Annotated in this window: 14 protein-coding genes; 5 read left to right on the top strand and 9 right to left on the bottom strand. The window is 69.3% G+C overall.

Going from position 1 to position 16,667, the window contains the following annotated elements:
* Positions 1–73: 73 nt before the first annotated feature.
* Positions 74–469, top strand: a complete 396-nt coding sequence (locus tag ACWEIJ_RS13215; protein WP_449837393.1) for an SsgA family sporulation/cell division regulator — start codon at positions 74–76, stop codon at positions 467–469.
* Here the strand turns inward: ACWEIJ_RS13215 and ACWEIJ_RS13210 are convergent.
* Positions 466–1,026, bottom strand: a complete 561-nt coding sequence (locus tag ACWEIJ_RS13210; protein ID WP_449837392.1) for a GNAT family N-acetyltransferase — start codon at positions 1,024–1,026, stop codon at positions 466–468. The two genes, ACWEIJ_RS13215 and ACWEIJ_RS13210, sit on opposite strands and share 4 nt — an antisense overlap.
* Positions 1,023–1,481 (bottom strand): FxsA family protein, encoded by a 459-nt coding sequence (locus ACWEIJ_RS13205; RefSeq protein ID WP_449837391.1) that lies wholly within the window; start codon positions 1,479–1,481, stop codon positions 1,023–1,025. Before ACWEIJ_RS13205 ends, ACWEIJ_RS13210 begins: the two co-directional genes overlap by 4 nt.
* A gap of 130 nt (positions 1,482–1,611) precedes the next feature.
* Here ACWEIJ_RS13205 and ACWEIJ_RS13200 point away from each other — a divergent pair, with 130 nt between their 5' ends.
* Positions 1,612–2,994: a KamA family radical SAM protein gene (locus tag ACWEIJ_RS13200; RefSeq protein WP_449837390.1), complete on the top strand. Its 1,383-nt coding sequence runs from the start codon at positions 1,612–1,614 to the stop codon at positions 2,992–2,994.
* A 191-nt stretch (positions 2,995–3,185) separates the two neighbouring features.
* On the opposite strand, the gene ACWEIJ_RS13195 is transcribed toward ACWEIJ_RS13200, so the two are convergent.
* From ACWEIJ_RS13195 to ACWEIJ_RS13170, 6 genes are all read right to left on the bottom strand, one after another.
* Positions 3,186–3,761 carry a hypothetical protein gene (locus tag ACWEIJ_RS13195; protein ID WP_449837389.1) on the bottom strand — a complete coding sequence of 192 codons (576 nt, stop codon included), beginning with the start codon at positions 3,759–3,761 and terminating at the stop codon, positions 3,186–3,188.
* A 24-nt stretch (positions 3,762–3,785) separates the two neighbouring features.
* On the bottom strand, positions 3,786–4,946 hold the full coding sequence (locus ACWEIJ_RS13190) for a hypothetical protein (protein ID WP_449837388.1): 1,161 nt from the start codon (positions 4,944–4,946) through the stop codon (positions 3,786–3,788).
* Positions 4,947–5,685: 739 nt separating this feature from the next.
* Positions 5,686–6,774 (bottom strand): sugar ABC transporter substrate-binding protein, encoded by a 1,089-nt coding sequence (locus ACWEIJ_RS13185; RefSeq protein ID WP_449837387.1) that lies wholly within the window; start codon positions 6,772–6,774, stop codon positions 5,686–5,688.
* A gap of 608 nt (positions 6,775–7,382) precedes the next feature.
* Positions 7,383–7,661 carry a hypothetical protein gene (locus ACWEIJ_RS13180; protein ID WP_449837386.1) on the bottom strand — a complete coding sequence of 93 codons (279 nt, stop codon included), beginning with the start codon at positions 7,659–7,661 and terminating at the stop codon, positions 7,383–7,385.
* A 20-nt stretch (positions 7,662–7,681) separates the two neighbouring features.
* Positions 7,682–7,900: a hypothetical protein gene (locus tag ACWEIJ_RS13175; protein WP_449837385.1), complete on the bottom strand. Its 219-nt coding sequence runs from the start codon at positions 7,898–7,900 to the stop codon at positions 7,682–7,684.
* Between the two features lie 271 nt (positions 7,901–8,171).
* Complete coding sequence (locus tag ACWEIJ_RS13170; RefSeq protein WP_449837384.1) at positions 8,172–10,880, bottom strand: BTAD domain-containing putative transcriptional regulator; 2,709 nt, start codon at positions 10,878–10,880, stop codon at positions 8,172–8,174.
* A 72-nt stretch (positions 10,881–10,952) separates the two neighbouring features.
* On the opposite strand from ACWEIJ_RS13170, the gene ACWEIJ_RS13165 reads away from it, so the two are divergent.
* From ACWEIJ_RS13165 to ACWEIJ_RS13155, 3 genes are read left to right on the top strand one after another with little or no spacing between them, the layout of a single operon-like run.
* Positions 10,953–11,342, top strand: a complete 390-nt coding sequence (locus ACWEIJ_RS13165; protein WP_449837383.1) for a hypothetical protein — start codon at positions 10,953–10,955, stop codon at positions 11,340–11,342.
* Between the two features lie 9 nt (positions 11,343–11,351).
* Positions 11,352–12,926, top strand: coding sequence for a hypothetical protein (locus tag ACWEIJ_RS13160; RefSeq protein ID WP_449837382.1), 1,575 nt, complete (start codon positions 11,352–11,354; stop codon positions 12,924–12,926).
* Positions 12,923–13,693, top strand: a complete 771-nt coding sequence (locus ACWEIJ_RS13155) for an ESX secretion-associated protein EspG (RefSeq protein WP_449837381.1) — start codon at positions 12,923–12,925, stop codon at positions 13,691–13,693. Before ACWEIJ_RS13160 ends, ACWEIJ_RS13155 begins: the two co-directional genes overlap by 4 nt.
* 54 nt (positions 13,694–13,747) lie before the next feature.
* Here ACWEIJ_RS13155 and ACWEIJ_RS13150 read toward each other — a convergent pair whose 3' ends face one another.
* Complete coding sequence (locus ACWEIJ_RS13150) at positions 13,748–16,654, bottom strand: hypothetical protein (protein ID WP_449837380.1); 2,907 nt, start codon at positions 16,652–16,654, stop codon at positions 13,748–13,750.
* Between the last annotated feature and the right edge of the window lie 13 nt (positions 16,655–16,667).

The raw sequence follows: 16,667 nt of genomic DNA, 5'->3' as shown, positions 1-16,667 counted from the left end.
CGCCAAGACGTTGAACCGATCTCGAACGGCATCCGTGTGGATGGCAGCACCCTCGCAGCGGAGGAGAACGGCGATGTTCAACGAGACCCGGATCGGCACCGCCACCGTCGTCGAGTTCATCCGGCCGGACGGCACGGTCGAGCCGATGAACGTCGACCTCCACTACCGTTCGGACGATCCGCACGCCGTCACACTGCGGTTTCACACCAGCGACCAGGAGTCGACGTGGCTGGTCGGCCGGGAGCTGCTGTCGGAGGGCCTGCTGGCCCCGGCGGGCCTCGGCGACGTGCGGCTGCGCCCCGACCACGGCGACGTGCTCGTGCTGGAGCTCTTCACCGAGGACTCGCACGCGGTGTTCCACCTGCCGGGCGCCGAGCTGCAACGGTTCCTGGAGTCGACCTACGCGGCCGTGCCGGCCGGGCGTGAGGTCGTCGACTTCGACCTGCTGCTGAAGGACCTGCTCGCCTAGAGCCGCAGGCCCAGCACCAGCTTGTCCGCGGAGTCGATCACGCGGAAGCCGAGGTGTTCCCAGAAACCGACACCGTGCTTGTTGTGGTGCCGCACGTGCACATGAACGCCCTTCTCCAGACGTTCGAGCACGGCACGGACGAGCTTGCCGCCGAGCCCCTTGCCCTGCGCGCGAGGCAGCAGGTTCGCGTGCATGTGCGCCGGATAGTCCAGCGCCAGCAGCGGATTCACCCGCGCCGGCTCGTGGATGTGCCGCACGACCCGGTTCGCCTTGGGCGTCAACGGATAGCGCAGGCGCAGGTCAGGCCACCAGTCGCGCTCCATCCGCTCCTCGAACGCCTCGCTGTCCGCGGCCGCGATCGCGTACCCGCAGACACCTTCGTCGTCCTCCGCGACGAACGCGAGATCCGGCGCGAACGCCACGTACGGTCCGACGTACGCGTGACCGAGCAGACGCGGGTCATCGAACAGATGGCGCGCGCCCAGCCCACCGTTGCCGGTGTCCAGGCAGATGTCGTAAAGCGCGTCCAGGTCAGCGGGCCGGTACGCGCGGATCACGTCAGCTCGCGCCGATCCGTGATCACCACGTGGTCGACGTCCACGACCTCGCCCTCGACGACCTGACCGGGCCCGAAGCGCCGTTCGTGCTCGAACTTCAGCGCCGCCGCCTCGGCCTTGCGCGCGATCCGCCGGCTCACGAGCCTGCGCGTGGGCGGAAACAGCAGGAACAACGCCGCCACGTCACTGATGAACCCAGGCACCATGATCAGCACACCGGCGGCCGCGATGAGCACGCCGTCGGCCATCTCCTGGTGCGGCTGCTGCCGCTTCCACACGGTCTCGGAGAACGCGGCCATCGTCTGCGCACCCTGCCGCCGCACCAGCTGCAACCCGACCAGGGTGCCGACCAGCAGCAACGCGATCATCCACAGCCCGCCGATGGCATTTCCCACGGCGATCATGACCGCGATCTCGGCGAACATCCCCACGAGCACCAGGGCGAAGACAGGCATACCCGGACAACGCGCGAGCCGCCCGAATTGCTCCCGCACCGCCCTCCACCAGGCCTCAAGCAGAAATATTTACGGCAAGCTAGCGGTATGACAGGATATCTTTACGCGACCTCGACGCAGAGGAGTACGGATGACTGCGCTGCACGACGCCCCTACGGCGTTGGAACGGCTGGACCGCCAGCCGTACACGTACGTGCGCCGTGAGCTGGTCGAACCCGACTGGCGGCGCTTCCCCGGCTGGTCCCACGTGACCGAGGCGCAGTGGCGCGACGCCCAGTGGCAGCGGGTGAACTGCGTGAAGAACGTCAAGCAGCTCCGCAAGGTCACCGGCGACCTGCTGACCGAGAAGTTCTACGACGACCTGGCCGCGGACCAGGAGAACTTCGCGACGATGTCGATGCTGATCCCGCCGCAGATGCTGAACACCATGGCGGTCGACGCGGCACCTTCCGACTTCACCGATGCCTTCCTCGCCGACCCGGTCCGCCGTTACATGCTCCCGGTCCGCTCGGACCGCGACCCGCAATGGCCGTCGCACCCGCACTCCCAGCGCGACTCGCTGCACGAGGCCGAGATGTGGGTCGTCGAGGGGTTGACCCACCGCTACCCGACCAAGGTCCTCGCCGAGATGGTGTCGACCTGCCCCCAGTACTGCGGCCACTGCACCCGCATGGACCTGGTCGGCAACTCCACGCCGTTGATCGACAAGCACAAGCTCTCGCTGAAGCCGGTCGACCGCCAGGACCAGATGATCGAGTACCTGAAGAAGACCCCGGGCGTGCGCGACGTCGTCGTCTCGGGCGGCGACGTGGCGAACGTGCCGTGGCCGCAGCTCGAGTCGTTCCTCATGCGCCTGCTGGACATCGAAACCGTGCGCGACATCCGCCTCGCCACCAAAGCCCTCGCCGGCCTCCCCCAGCACTGGATCCAGCCACGCGTCGTCGAGGGCCTGGAACGCGTCGCCCGCACCGCCTCCCGCCGCGGCGTCAACCTCGCCATCCACACCCACGTGAACCACGCCCAGTCCGTCACGCCTCTGGTCGCCGAGGCCGCGCGCACCGCGCTGGAGGTCGGCGTGCGAGACGTGCGCAACCAGGGCGTGCTGATGAAGGGCGTCAACGCGACGCCGGACGACCTGCTGGACCTCTGCTTTGCGCTGCAAGGGGAAGCGAACATCCTGCCGTACTACTTCTACATGTGCGACATGATCCCCAACGCCGAGCACTGGCGGGTGGCGGTGTGGGAGGCGCAGGAGCTGCAGCACGCGATCATGGGCTACCTGCCCGGCTACGCGACGCCGCGCATCGTCTGCGACGTGCCGTACGTCGGGAAGCGGTGGGTCCACCAGCTCGCCGAGTACGACCGTGAGCTGGGCATTTCCTACTGGACCAAGAACTACCGCACCGGGATCGAGCTGGAGGACCCAGAGGCGCTGGACCGCCGGTACCCCTACTACGACCCGATCTCCACCCTGGGCGAGGCCGGCCAGAAGTGGTGGACCGACCAGGCCTGACACGTCACGATGGGGCCGTTTTCGGGACATCTCCCGAAGGCGGCCCCATCGGCATGTTTTGCCTGTTCAGGTGTCTTGTCAGGGTCGACCGCCTGGACATCAGCCGGGCAAATGCGGGTCGGCGCCGACAAGGTGCTAGGCAGAAGGCCAATGTTGTTGGCGTCGAAAGCCACCTCAGGACGCGGCCTAACTCATCCGCGTTGCGGTCGTTGCCGTTCCTGCGCCCTTCGCAGTTGATCGTCGCGGGACTGTTGGCCGGAGTCCACGCGGGTCTCAGGGCCGGGAACAGATCTCGAAGATCGAAGTTGGGCCCCGAAGGAATCGGTCTGCTTGTGGACAACCTCAGGTTCGTGGGGTTGCAGCCAGGAGATGATGAGATATTCCTCCGCCGAGCTGGTCACCGTGGCGTCAGGGGCGGTGTCGCGTCCGCGCGCGTGGATGCGGACGCGGTAGGTACCGGAGCCGAAGCTTGTAAGTGCTGGAAGATCGGAAGTCTCGGCACGCATGTCCGCGGCGGCGGTCATCGACAGCTCGACAACCTCGTCCCAGCCGTGCTCATCCAGCTCGGGCGGCATCTGCCGGGTATGGAGGGTGAGGCTCACCGGGCCGTGGGCGATGCCGGTGAAAATGACCAGCACACCGTCTGCGGCTCCTGCCAAACCGTTGCCGGGGGGCAGATTGGGATACGTCGTGGCCTGGGTGTCGTGCAGGACGAGAAGGTGGTGCTCGACCTGCACGACACCGCGGGCGAATACGTCCTCCGTCACGAAAGCCAGTCTAGAGGGCGTTCATCACGGCACGATCCAGACGAAGAACTTGTCGCCGTCGAGCATTCGTTCCGTGCGGTAGATGCCGGTGAAGCCGTTCAGGAGCGCACCACCGCCGCTGTTCTCGCCAACAGGGATCATGCACGCGCTCCAGCCGAACGACCCGCTGCCGCTGCCCAGTGCGCTGATCTGACACCAGGGGAAGGTGCGGCCGGGCGCTCTGGGGGCGGGGTCGGGCGAGATCGTGTAGGCGCCTTCTCTGGTGGAGCGGAACGGGTACTCGTCGCAGCTGTACCCCGGTGGGCGCGGGTAGCCGCCGGCGCTGGCGTCCGGGCAGGCGGTGGCGCCGTTGCGGTTCGACAGGCCGGCGTCGACCATGCGCGTCAACGGTGTGCCGTTGGGGTAGGCCCCCGGCAGGCCGGAGGCCTGCGCATCGCTGAGGTGACGTGCGAAGTTGGGGTACGGCCCGGTGAGGCTGACGATCAGGGCCGGCTCGTACTGGGGAAAGACGCAACCCACGGCGGCGTTGCCGGAAGTGTTGTTGTCGCAACGGATCTGCCAGGGCGGCGTGATGCTGACCGGGAGAGGCTGGACCGTCCATGCGGGATTGGTGATCGTCCGGGTCCAGGTCGGAGCCGTGAATCCAACCGCGCCCGCGGCAACCGTGGTGGTGTCGAAGTAACTCTCACCTTCGGCGTCGGTGTTCAACCGCAACAGCTGCGATGGGAAGTCCGATCTGGGGTTGGTGCACGCCCCGCTGCACGTGGCGGATCCTTGCGCGGTGGCGCCCGCCGCGGCGCCCTCGATGCTGTACGGATAGAGCTCGATCTGTTGAGCGAAGGTCTGTATCGAGGTCGAGGTGTAGACGTAGACCAGCTGCAGGTAGTCCATGGTGCCGATGACCGCGCCGGTGTTGATGTTGGTGACGGTCAGTCGCCTGCCGGTGATCTCACAGCCCGCCGTGCGGATGAACCACCAGCCGGTGAACGCGTTGTCGGTGCACCAAGAAGGCAGATCCACGATGTCGGCGGCTTTGGGCCTGCCTGCGGCCGAGGCCAGGGCCCGAACAGCCGCCGGTGAAGGCCGCTCGGTGGCGACCTCGCAGGCGACCAGTTCGTCGCCGACAGCCGCGCCGCGAGGCGCTTGCAGTTTGGCGCATCCATCAAAGGTCTTCGCGGTGGTCACGTGTACAGGTGGCTGCCGGACAGCCGCGGCCGGGTCGGACACGGCGCCGGTGTGCTCATGCGGATCAACAGATGCTCGCCCCTCGACCGAGGTTCCAGCGACAGTGCCGAAAGCGAGCAGCAACGCCAGGAATCGTCTTGAACGCAGCACAAATACCCCTCAAGTTGACATGGTTTCATCACCACTTGACGGAGGGCGCCAGACCGGCAGGTCAGAACGCACCGCAGTATGGGCACGTGACCAGTCGACTCACCGAAATATCCACATTGGACAAAAAATCCCCATAGGCGCCCCCAATCGCCGCACCCAGTCTGGCCGAGCAAGAAGTGCCGGTCCACGACCGGGATCCCAGATAACCCGATCGGCCCAACTATTCGATCTCAGTTCGGCAGAACCGAGACCGCCAGCGACCAGGCCACAACCGGGATGAAGCGAGCTCACGTCCGCACCCGCAACGACGAACACGAAGGCCGCCAGGCAATCGACCGTGATCACACCACTTGTTACGCAGGTTGACGTATTTGTCGGCACATTGTCTACAATGGACACTTCCATGTCCGATTCACGCGGACGCAGGTAGGATGCGCGGCAGACGCGCGTGCGAACACGTCTACGAGGTCGCCTACTCCTTCATCGGGAACTCCGACGGAGCAGCGCCTCGTGGCCGATGCCGACCGGGTTCGCTTGCCTGCTGGGCATCCACTCAAGCGACAAGCGAGCGGTTCAGCTGCTTACGGCATCATCCGGCGGGGTGCAGCTGCGCCTTGACGTAGGTTCGTTTCGGAATCTTCTTGTTCTTGTGCATCGCTTCTAGCGCCAGCACTGTCCTCTCCGCCAGCCGGTTGGCGTCCTGGATCACTGTGGCGCGTAGTGGGCTTGTGCCTCTGTCTATGAGCGCTTTGGCCTCGGCGGTGCCGTCAATCCCGATCACGACGGTGTCCTGGGTGGCCGTTGAGGGCGTCGACACGATGGCGTCCACCGCGCCCAGCGCCATCTCGTCATTGGTGCAGAACACCGCGTCCAGCCGAAGTTCCTGCGAGCCGAGACGGCGGATGTGGGCACGAACGGCGTCGTGTGCGCGAGAACGCTGGAAATCGCAGTCGGCCAGCTCGGTGATCGCCACGTCGGAGATGGCGTCCTGCAGCACCTTCCGGCACTGCTCCTGTCTGGCGGTGTGCTCACGACTGGCGATGATCAGTACATGAGGTCGCGCAGCGCCGCGCTGCCGCAACTGCTCCACCAGCCAGGTGCCGGCAAGCTCACCGAGCTGAGCGCTCCGGTACCCGACGTACACGGCGTTGTCGGGATACTCGTGTTCGTGCTCGAAGGGCTCGGCGTCGGTGAACACGACCGGAAGACCCAGTGCCGCGCAGAATTCGGTCAGCGGTGCCCGCTGCTGGTCCGCCGCGGTGGCGACCACGATGCCGCCCATGTAAGCAGCGCGCCGGTCCTGGAGTTTGTTAAGCAGACGGGTCTGCGCCGATACGTCGTAGTCACAGGCAGGCAGCTTCAGCACCATGTCGACGCCGTCGCGGTCGAGCCTGTCGTGCACGCGCTGCACCAGGCCGGCCAGCCAGTACTTCTGTTCGAAAGCCGGCACCACCACGAACGCCTGCCGCGACTGCCCTGGTTTGCCACCTCTCTTCCACAGCACCAGAAGTGAAGCCACGGCGAGCACACCGGCCACCAGCAACGACCAGAGCGGCACCGCGCTCGTCAGCAGCCCGCCACGAGCAAGCGCGACGGTTCCCGCGACGATGAGTCCGCTTGCCACCGAAGTGACCACGGTGAAGCGCACCGGCGTGCGATCCCGGTCGAGTAACGCCATTGGCCGAATCCTTCCGACACCGACGAGAGCGCCAGCGTCCCACGGGGCAACCGGTCAGCAGTACGGATCAGTCGCAATGTGCAAGCTCCGGCCGTCCGCCATGCATGACCTCGTCCGCGCCTACGCCACCACCCTCTCCCATGACCTGCCCGAGTCCGTCCGGAACACGGCGCTGGAGCGGGAGGTCGACTTCTATCTGCAGACCGCCTGCACTGCCTCACTTCTCCTGGAGCCCCACGACACAGTGATCATGGAAGAGCCTCCCGCACCCGGGGTGCGACCGCGCCCTCTGCCTGACCAGTCGTCCGCGATGGCTTGGCTGGAGACCGAACACAGCCACCTGCTCGCAGTCCAGCGCACCGCGGCCGTTCACCACCGTCATCACGTCGTCTGGCGGCTGGCGTGGTACATCACCCCCTTTCACTGGCAACGAGGACATCCCATCTGCCCGCCCCCGCCATCCGGACCCGCATCCGTCGATCCCTCGGCGACGCCTGCACTCGCTCGGATGGCATGAGCAGGCCATCGAGCACCAAGACCACGCCCTGGCCCAAGCCGTGCTGCTCCACAACCCCGCTGAACAGGCCCACACGCACAAGGCGCTGGCGTCAGCCTGGGGAAGAAGAGGAGACGACCGGCGGGCCCTGGACCACGCCCGACGCGCTCTCGACCTCTACCGCACCCTCGGCCGGCCGGTGTGGGAAGCCGTATGGCTCAATCAGGTGGGCTGGTACGCCGCGCGCCTGGGCGACTTCGACACCGCCCGAGACCACTGCCACGCCGCCCCCACCCTGCACCGGCACCACCACAACCCCGAAGGTGAGGCGAACACCCTGGACAGCCTCGGACTCATCGCCCACCAAACAGGCGACCACCATCCAGGCCATCGACCACTACCACCAAGCCCTCACCCTGTACCGCACCGTCGGCAACGCGTACCAGGTCGCGGCCACCCCACGCCGCGCTCGGGCAACACGACCAGGCCCGCCAGATGTGGCAGGAGGCGCTGGAGCTGTACCGGGAACAAGGCCGCGACGACGACGCCGCGCTGGTGCAGCGACGACTCGACGACCCCGGCCCGCACCACGACGCTGACCAGCCATCGCTGGATGCCGAATCCGCCCACCGACCGAAATGATCTTCAGAACGGCAGGTCGTCATCGACGAGCAACCCGCGCTCGGCCTGGGTGCAGCGGGCGGCGGCGCACAGCCCTACGGCGCGGTTCGGTCACGCCGATTTCACGGTCGACGTGCCGGAAGGCGGCGATCAGGCTCGCCGCGCCCGGCCCGGCGGGCAGGCGTTGGTGGGCCGCGACGGTCAGGTTGAGGCGGCCCGCCACCGAGACGCCGTACGTCCAGTCGGCCCTGCCCGCACCGGAGAAGCCGGCCGGCCCGTCTCACGGTGAGAGCTCGCGGCGCCGGGTCTCCGAGGGTGAGGCCCGTCGCGACGCCGGCAGCTCGACCACGCCGAACCGCCGGTGGATCCCCCTGGCCGCCTCCCGGTGTGCGGCAGCCGACTCCGCGTCGGGCAGCAACTCCGCGATCACCAGGTGGAACAGCGCCACGTGCCGGAGATCCCCGATCTGTTCCGCGAGGCGCAGACCGTCCTCGAAGGTCCGCAACGCCGGCACGAACCGGCCGGCCGCCCGCAGCACCGATCCCAGCGTGTACAGCGCGGCGGCGTGTGCGGCGGACACCGGCAGGCTCGTGTGCACCTCCAGCGCCTCCCGCGCCGGCTCCAGGGCCTCCGCCGCCCTGTTCTGGCACAGCAACGCGTTCGCCAGGCGGTCGAGCACCGCGGCGTGGGCGCGGAGATCGCCCGTCGCGCGGGTGATCTCCAGCGCCTCCCTGATCCGTTCCCTCGCGTCGGAGAAGTTGCCGGTCGCGGCCAGGCAGTAGCCGAGGTTCGCCCTCGCCATGCCCTCGACGTTGCCGCCCGCCAGTCGCACGGCGCGCTCGGACACCCGCACGGCGTCCTCCAGCTCGCCCAGTTCGGCGAGGGCGGCGCCTTCGCTCAACAGCAGCAGCGCCTCCGCCTCACGGTCCCCGTGAGCGGCCGCGAGGCCCGTGCGGCACACCTTCACCCGGTCGACGAGGTTGCCGTTCTGCACGTAGAACGCGTCGAGGCACAACGCCAGCTGCCAGGTGCGCCACTGGTGCGCCGTCTCCAGCAGCAGCCGCAGGTTGTGCTCCTCCAGCTCGAACCACTCCATCGCCGACCGGTAGGAGGTGAGCTCCGGAGGGCTCGCCGGACGGTGCACCGGCGTCGCGACCGGGTCCGGCCGGCCGGACAGCAGCGCACGGGCGATGTCCGCCACGTGCAGGTAGTAGTCGAACAACCGGTCCGCGCTCTCCCGGTTGTCCTCGCCCGCGACGAGCTGCCGGGTGTACAGGCGCACCAGGTCGTGCCACACGTAGCGATCCGGTGTGGACTCGTGCAGCAGGCTCGCCGACGCCACGGTGCGCAGGTGGGTGCGGGCGGTCACCACGTTCACGCCCAGCAGGGCGGCCGCGGCGTAGCTGTCGATCTCGGTGCCGGGGTGCAGGCCGAGGCTCGAGAACGTCCGCGCCGCGCCCTCCGGCAGCTCCCGGTAGCTCACCGCGAGCGCGGACTGCACACCGCGGCCCTGTTCGGGCAGGGTGAACGCGGCGAGCCTGCTCCGCTCGTCGCGCAGCTCGTCGACCAGCGCCTGGATGGTCCACCTGGGACGCGAGGCGAGGCGTGCGCTCACGATGCGCAGCGCGAGTGGAAGACCGTCGCACAACTCGATCAGCTGCGCCACCGCTTCCGGCTCCGGCTCGGTGCGATGCCGGCCGAGGCCGGCTGCCAGCAGTTCGGCCGCGGTGTGGTCGTCGAGCGTGCCGACGCCGAGCACGGCCGCGCCCTCGGTCACGACGAGGTCGTCGAGGCCGTGCCTGCTGGTGACGAGCACGAGGCAGCGCCGCGAGCCCGGCAGCAGCGGCCGCACCTGTTCGACCGACCGGACGTTGTCCAGCACCACGAGCATCCGCCGCTGCGCGAGCAGCGACCGGTACTGGGCGGCGAGCGCGTCCAGACCACCGGACAGGCGCACGTTCTCCACGCCCAGCGCCCGCAGGAAGCCGACGAGCGCGGTCTTCGCCTCGAGCGGTTCGCGTTCGGCGAAGCCGCGCAGGTCGACGAACAGCTGGCCGTCGGGGAAATTGCCCGCGACGCGGTGCGCCCAGCGCAGGGCGAGCGCCGTCTTGCCGACGCCGGGCGGACCGACCAGCAGGCCGATGCCCGAGTCGCCGAGCAGCCCGTCGAGCTGGAACAGCTCGGCATCGCGGCCGACGAACCCGCGGTGCTCGTGCGGCAGCTGAGCCGGCACCTGGACGGGTGGCCGGGCACGGCGCGGCGACGGATCGGCGTCCGTCAGCACGGCGTGGTGCGCCGCGCGCAGCTCAGGCCCGGGATCGACGCCCAGTTCGTCCGCGAGGTGCGCGCGGGTGCGGCCGTACAGGTCCAGCGCCTCGGCCTGGCGTCCGGCGCGGTGCAGCGCCAGCACCAGCTTCGCGACCAGCGGCTCGCGCAGCGGGTGGTCCGCCACCTCCGTCCGCAGGCACGCCACCGCCTCCGCGGCCCGCCCGAGCGCGATCAGCCGCGCGCCCAGTTGCTCGACGGCGGTGAGCCGCAGTTCGTCGAGCCTGCCCTCGTACGCCTCGTGCAGCTGTCTGCCCGGCACGTCAGCCAGGAACGGCCCCCGCCACAGCCGCAGGGCCGAGGTCAGGTTCTCGGCCGCCGTCGCGTCGTCGGCCTGCCACGCGCTGGTCACCAGGTCCTCGAAGCGGAACACGTCTATCGCGTGCCGGTCTCCCACGAGCGCGTAGCCGGGGGCACGGGTCACCAGGTCCAACGTGGACCCGAGCAGCTTGCGCAGCTGTGCGACGTGACCCTGCAGCGCCGCCTTCGCCTGCGGTGGCGGGGCGCCGTCCCACACCAGGAACAGCAGCCGGTCGCCGGACACGACGCGGTTGAGCTCGAGTGCGAGCGCGGCGAGGACCGCCCGCCGCTTCGACGCGGCGGGTGGCACGGGCTGTTCGCCCTCTGCCACCAGCTCGACCGTCCCGAGGAGGTTGACCCGCATCTCTGTGCACTCTCGTCAGCAACATTGGTGGCACGTTGGCCGGGCGTTGGCGGGCTCGCCAATGCTCGGGCCATGTACCTCGTGGACTCGCAGTCGCCGCCGCCTGCCGATGGAAAGGCCGTCGCTCTTAACAACAGCGTCACCTCCGGGCAAGTTACGCTCGATCCGGCGACCGGCGAGGAACTGCGCAAAACCCTCCGCGAGCAGATCGATCAGGTCGACTCCTGGCTTGAGCGCGCGGGCAGGCTCGCACGCCCCGCACCGTTGGGTGCCAATCCTGTCGGTCAGGCGATGACGTACAAGTTCGAACACCGCGCAGACGGCGAAGTTCACTCGTTCGTGAGCGTGATGACGGCCTATCGCACAGTTCTGGAACAGACGCACGAAGCGGTCAGCACGGCGATCCGCAACTTCCAGCGGGTCGACGCCGACGCTTCCGCCGACATCTCCAAGCACGGCTGAGAGGCTGCCATGGGCCCCGAGCACAACCTTGTACTGCGCGAGAACCAGAACTGGGCTTCGCGTTCCCACCGCGAGTTGTACGACTCGGTCCACCACAACAACGACCCCGGTCAAGCCGGCGAACTCGGCTCCGAGTGGGCCCAGTTCGGCGCGGAGCTCACCGAGTCGGCGCAGCTCATCACGAAGCGCGTGGCGGCGAGCGAGTCCGGGTGGACCGGCGTGGCCGCCGAGGGCGCGCGCGCCGCGATCCGCGGGCTCGCGGAGTGGATCACGCTCACCGCGCAGACCGCCGTCGAGGTCGGCAACAGGGTCACCGCCCAGGGCCGGATCATGGAGACCGCCAGAGCGACCATGCCGGAGCCGTCCACGTTCGACCTGGACAAGGCGCTGCGCGGCCAGTGCGAGCCGGGGCTCGCCGGGTTCACCGCGTCGGCGGCCGACATCCAGGCCGCCAGCGAGAAGGCGCGTGCGGCGTACGAGCAGGCCGTGGTCGTGATGGAGACGATGGAGCGGCAGTCGCACGAGATCGACGCCACCACGCCCGAGTTCACCGCTCCGTACAACCCGGTGACGGGCAAAGCAGAGGAACCCCCGCAGCCGATGATGCTGCGGTCCCCCGACGCTCCTTCATTGAGCGGCGCTTCAGCTCCGCCGCCGAGCGCACCGCAGTCCACACCGGACACGTACGCGCCGCCACCGCCGCCGAGCGGTGCCCCGGCCGCTCCCGCAGCGACGTACTCGGGGCCGACGGGGAGCCCCGCGGCACCTCAGGGGCCGTCGCAGCAACCGGCTGCCTACCAACCGGCGGCCTATCAACCGGCTACCTACCAACCGGCTGCCTACCAGCCTCCTGCCGACGGCACTGCCGTGGCCGCCGCGTCGTCGGGGTACCAGCCGCACACCGGCGGTGGCTACAGCGCGACGGGCGTGAGCGGGTATCAGGCACCGGCGGAGCACCGGCCCCAGCAGTACGGGACGCAGCAGTACGGGGCGCCTGCTCCGCACCCGGCTCAGCAGGTCGTGCCGCGTACCGGGGACGCGCGGAACCTGCCGCGCACAGCGGGGACCAGTGATCCGCGAAACCTGCCGCGCACGGCGGGGAGCGCCGCGACCGGTGGGCAGCACCCGGCCGATCCGCGATCGGCCGTGCGCCCAGCGACCGGTCCCGGTGCAGGTCCCGGTGCAGGTCCCCGTGCGGGCGGCGGCGGTGGCGGCGGTGGCGCCGGTGGATTCGGCGGCACCGGTGCGGCACGCGGCGGCTTCCCCGCGGGCCAGTTCGCTTCGGGAGGCTCGGCAGGTCCGCAGACGCAGCCGGGTGGCGCTGCGGGCGTCACCTCGCCCAGCCGCGGTCCCGTGCCCGCCGGAGGGGTCGGGCCCGGTGCCGCGGCGGCCGCGGGAGCAGTTCCCGCAGGTGGACCCATGGGCGGTCCGACGTCGGGCAAGGGCGAGGAGGACAAGGAGCACCGCGCCGCGTCGTATCTGATCGGCGGCGATCTGTTCGAGGTACCGGGCGAGAACCTGCCGCCCTCGGTCATCGGCGGCGCCAAGGCGAAGAAGAAGCAACCACCGGAGCAGGCGACGTGATCACCCCGGACTTCCTGCTGACGCAGGCCGAGCTGGCCGTGCTGTGGCAGCACCACGAGCTGGGCAGGCTGCCCTATCCGCTGGACGTGCCGTCGTTCGGGGCGACCGAGTCCGAACGCAGGAGCATCGAGCACGACGTGCGCGACGACCTGGCGAGCAGAGGCCTCATCCACGACCAGGAGCTCCTCGGTCTGCTGCACCTGCTGGCGGAGCACGACGTCGCGGTGGACGCCGTCGCCTACTTCGACCGCGCGGTGCGGGCGCTGGCGGTGTCGAACGGTGAGCAGGCGGCGATGGTGATCATCGACGGCGACCAGGTCGGTGTGCTGGAGGCCCGGCCCACCGGCCTCGCCCGCGCGGTCGTGGACGTGCTGCCCGACAGCGCGGCCGGTCCGGGCGCGGGGTTGTCCGTACCGCTGGATGTCCTGCACACGGCCGTGCGGTTGCACGAAGACGCGCCGGAGTCTGAAGACCCGTGGGGCGACGACGACCTCGACGAGCGGCAGGCGCTGGAGCAGGCGGGCCTGTCGAGCCAGGACGCCGCCACCGTGGCCGAGCTCGCGACCAGCCGGGTCCGCGGCGGCCAGTTCGGGGTGAACCGCGTGAGCTCACAGCTGACAGCGGACCGCTCGCACGTCGTGATCAACTGGTTCGACACGGTGCAGGGCCGCTACCTCATGGTGACCGAGAACGGGTGGCTGAGCCTCGCTCCCACCGACAACGAGCGCATCGCCCACCGCATCGACTCCGTGCTCGCCGCTGTCTGAGACAACGGCGAGCACGGCGGCCTCACGACGTGAGGATCAGCCCGTGGACCGCCTTCAGTGCGGCCGATACGTCACCTGGCCCTCGACCATCACCAGGTCGACTTCCACGGCGCCACGGCTCACGCCGCTCATCGGGGCGAGCACGACCGGCTGGCCGCCCTGATGAATCACCACGTTCAGGCCCAGCTGACTGGCGATCAGGTGCCCGAGCAGGTCACGGGCGTTGCCGGCCCCGGTGTTCTCGTCCGGCTCCGGTCGCATGCTCCAGTTGACGTTCTCCACCAGTGCGCCGTGGAGGTGTCCCCGGTGCATCGGCCTGCTGATGGTGAAGTCGGCCGCCGCTTTGACCACCTTCTGGTCGCCGGCGGCCGTGTTCACCACCTGGCGCCGCAACGTCGCCGCGTCGGTGTGCACGATGTGCGCGATGGCGGCGTACAGACCGTTGGGCGTCGTCGGCGGCGGGGTGGGTCGTGCGAGCACGTCGCCGGCCAGGTACCGCAGCTGTCGCTGGGTGTCGCTGACGTGATCGGACGCCACGAGGCCGTGCGCCGCGACGACCTTCTGGTCCTTCTGGATGCCGGCCATGAGCGGCACCGGTTTGTGCGCCTTGGTGCCCGGCGGCCGGTCAGGAGTCAGGCGGTCGAACGGCGCGGGCATCGGCGCGGACACGGCCGGGTTGAGCCTGTTCCTGTCCGGCTTGCCGAGCTGGGTCTCCACCTTCGCCGGTGGCTTCCACGTCGTCGTGGTCTCGCCCTCCGCCGGCGGACGCAACGGCTCGGTGACCTCGTAGTCGCCGGTGGCGAGCCGGGCGCGCTCCTCGGCGAACTTGGTGCCCGCCTTCGACGACTTGCCGTCGAAGAACCGCTCGCTCACGTTCGGCAGCGCGGTGTGCGACTGCGGGAGTTTGCCGTCCTTGATCAGGCCGTACGCGATCCTGGACAGGTCCGTGCCGGTGTCACCTGCCACGAAGTCGGTGGCGAACGCCTGGCCGCGCAACGGATGACGGTTGTTCTGAACGTCCACTTCGGCCTGTTCGACGGCCTCCCCCGTCCGCGCCGGGTCGTCCGGGGTGTGCAGCGCGGCCAGTTCCCTCGCGTAGAACTTGTTCAGCGACTGGCCGAGCTGCCCGAACTCCGCGGCGCCCTCACCGAACTTCACCGACGGGTCCGCCAGCACAACCAGCGCATCGACGAACAGGTTCGGCTCCGGCGTGTACGGCAGCAGCGGGTGGATGGCCTGCTGGTTGCGGCGGGCGTACATGTCTGCCGTGATCATGTGCTCGAACCGCTCGACGAACCCCGGCTCGGTGAGCTTCGCCCGGTAGACCTGCTTCATCTCCTCCGTGGTCTTCGCATCGCCGTTGATGCGTGCCATCACGTCGTCGTGCAACTGCTGCTCGGTGACGGTGATGCGGTAACCGCCGCCGATCATCAAGGGGCGCAGCGGTGCGGCGACATCGGGTCCGTCAGCGGGGCCGACCTCCTCCGCGTCGATGAGCTGGGCGACGTGGTCGAACACGTGCTCGCCCTGCCGGGTCCGGCGATCACCCGCGTCGAAGTCCATGACCGACACGTACGGGTACGCCCCGTTGGCGGCCAATGCGGTCACCGCGAACTCGTGCGCGTTGCTGTGGAGCGTTTTGTTCCGCGTGTCGCCGAACTTGAAGCCCTTCGGCCCGTGCGGAACGCTCACCAGCGCGATCGGCTGCGCGTGGTTGCCGACCGTCGGCGCGGCGGCGGCCAGGGCGTCATCGATCTCCTGCTGCGTCTTGGCGTTCACGCCGAGCACGAACGCCACGCGGCCGTTCATGTTGTTCGTGTTGGCCATGACGCCGTTGACCACGTCGTCGAGCTGGTTCAGCTCGCTCGCCCGGACGATCATGCTGACGACGAACGCGGGTGGCTCGTTGTTCTCGATGCTCTGGCGGGTGCGGTCGAGGTAGTTGGCCGCGGTGATCGGCGTGAGAGTCCGCCCGCCGGCCAGGTTCGCGAACGCCGCGTTGTGCACGCCGTTCTCGTTGATCAGCCGGACTTCCCGCGCGATCTCCTCGTGGCGGCCGCGCTTGGCCGGTTCTTCCGGCGAGGCCGCGTCGATCTCCTCCGCCGAGCGCTTGGGCGGCATGTTCGGCGCCGGGACGTCCGTGCCGGCCTCAGCGGGACCACCCGGCCGGTTGATCGTCTCCAGCGCCTTCATCCGGTTCTCGACGAGCCGGAGGTGGCGTGGCCTGAGCCGCGCGTCCGGCGCGTCGATGCCCGCCGTCATCGGGGAGTTGTCGTCGACGACACGACCCCGGCCGTCCTGGTGCTGGAAGATCGGCTTCACCGGGCCGGTCTCGAAGTACTCGTCCCGCAGCCCGAGGAAGTGCCCGACCTCGTGCGCGAGACGGCGCCCGTCGGTGTCCGCGGGCCAGGTCAGCTGGCCGGCCCGGCCACCGGGCGCCGTGACGTCGACGGTGGCGTGGGCGTCGCCCGCGTCGCCGGTGAACTCGAGGGTGACGTGGAACTGCTCACCGCCCGGCAGCCGGTAACCCTGGTTGAACAGCTCCTCGACGCCCGCACGTGCCCGCGCCTCGACCTCCGGGTCGGCGTTGCTCAGGTGGAGGCGCACGGTGAAGTCCCGGACCGGCACCCCGTCCACGTCCATCACGCGGTTGTCGTAGGCGATCGGGCTTCGCCAAGCCCGCAGGTCGATCCCGGACGGCCCGATCGTCGTGGTGTCGAGCACGCCGGCGTCCTCGCCGCGCACCCAGCTGGTCGCCGGGGTCGTGGCGCGCGCCCGCGCGATCGCCTCGGACGACACCGGGTCACGCGGGTCGAACCACGGGGCCTCCGTGCCGTTCACCGGAGGTGCCTCGGCGTCGCCCACCGGAAGCACCTCAGCGTCGCCCACCGGAAGCACCTCAGCGTCGCCCACCGGAAGCACCTCAGCGTCGCCCACCGGAAGCACCTCAGCGTCGCCCACCGGAAGCACCTCA

The organism is Lentzea sp. NPDC004789 (assembly GCF_053601075.1).
This window is presented reverse-complemented; position numbering and strand designations above follow the sequence as displayed.

Coding starts and splice junctions, on each gene's coding strand:
- ACWEIJ_RS13170 (WP_449837384.1), bottom strand. CDS start 10,880: ATGCGGGTCAACCTCCTCGGGACGGTCGAGCTGGTGGCAGAGGGCGAA.
- ACWEIJ_RS13215 (WP_449837393.1), top strand. CDS start 74: ATGTTCAACGAGACCCGGATCGGCACCGCCACCGTCGTCGAGTTCATC.
- ACWEIJ_RS13185 (WP_449837387.1), bottom strand. CDS start 6,774: ATGGCGTTACTCGACCGGGATCGCACGCCGGTGCGCTTCACCGTGGTC.
- ACWEIJ_RS13160 (WP_449837382.1), top strand. CDS start 11,352: ATGGGCCCCGAGCACAACCTTGTACTGCGCGAGAACCAGAACTGGGCT.
- ACWEIJ_RS13205 (WP_449837391.1), bottom strand. CDS start 1,481: ATGCCTGTCTTCGCCCTGGTGCTCGTGGGGATGTTCGCCGAGATCGCG.
- ACWEIJ_RS13200 (WP_449837390.1), top strand. CDS start 1,612: ATGACTGCGCTGCACGACGCCCCTACGGCGTTGGAACGGCTGGACCGC.
- ACWEIJ_RS13165 (WP_449837383.1), top strand. CDS start 10,953: ATGTACCTCGTGGACTCGCAGTCGCCGCCGCCTGCCGATGGAAAGGCC.
- ACWEIJ_RS13180 (WP_449837386.1), bottom strand. CDS start 7,661: ATGGCCTGGATGGTGGTCGCCTGTTTGGTGGGCGATGAGTCCGAGGCT.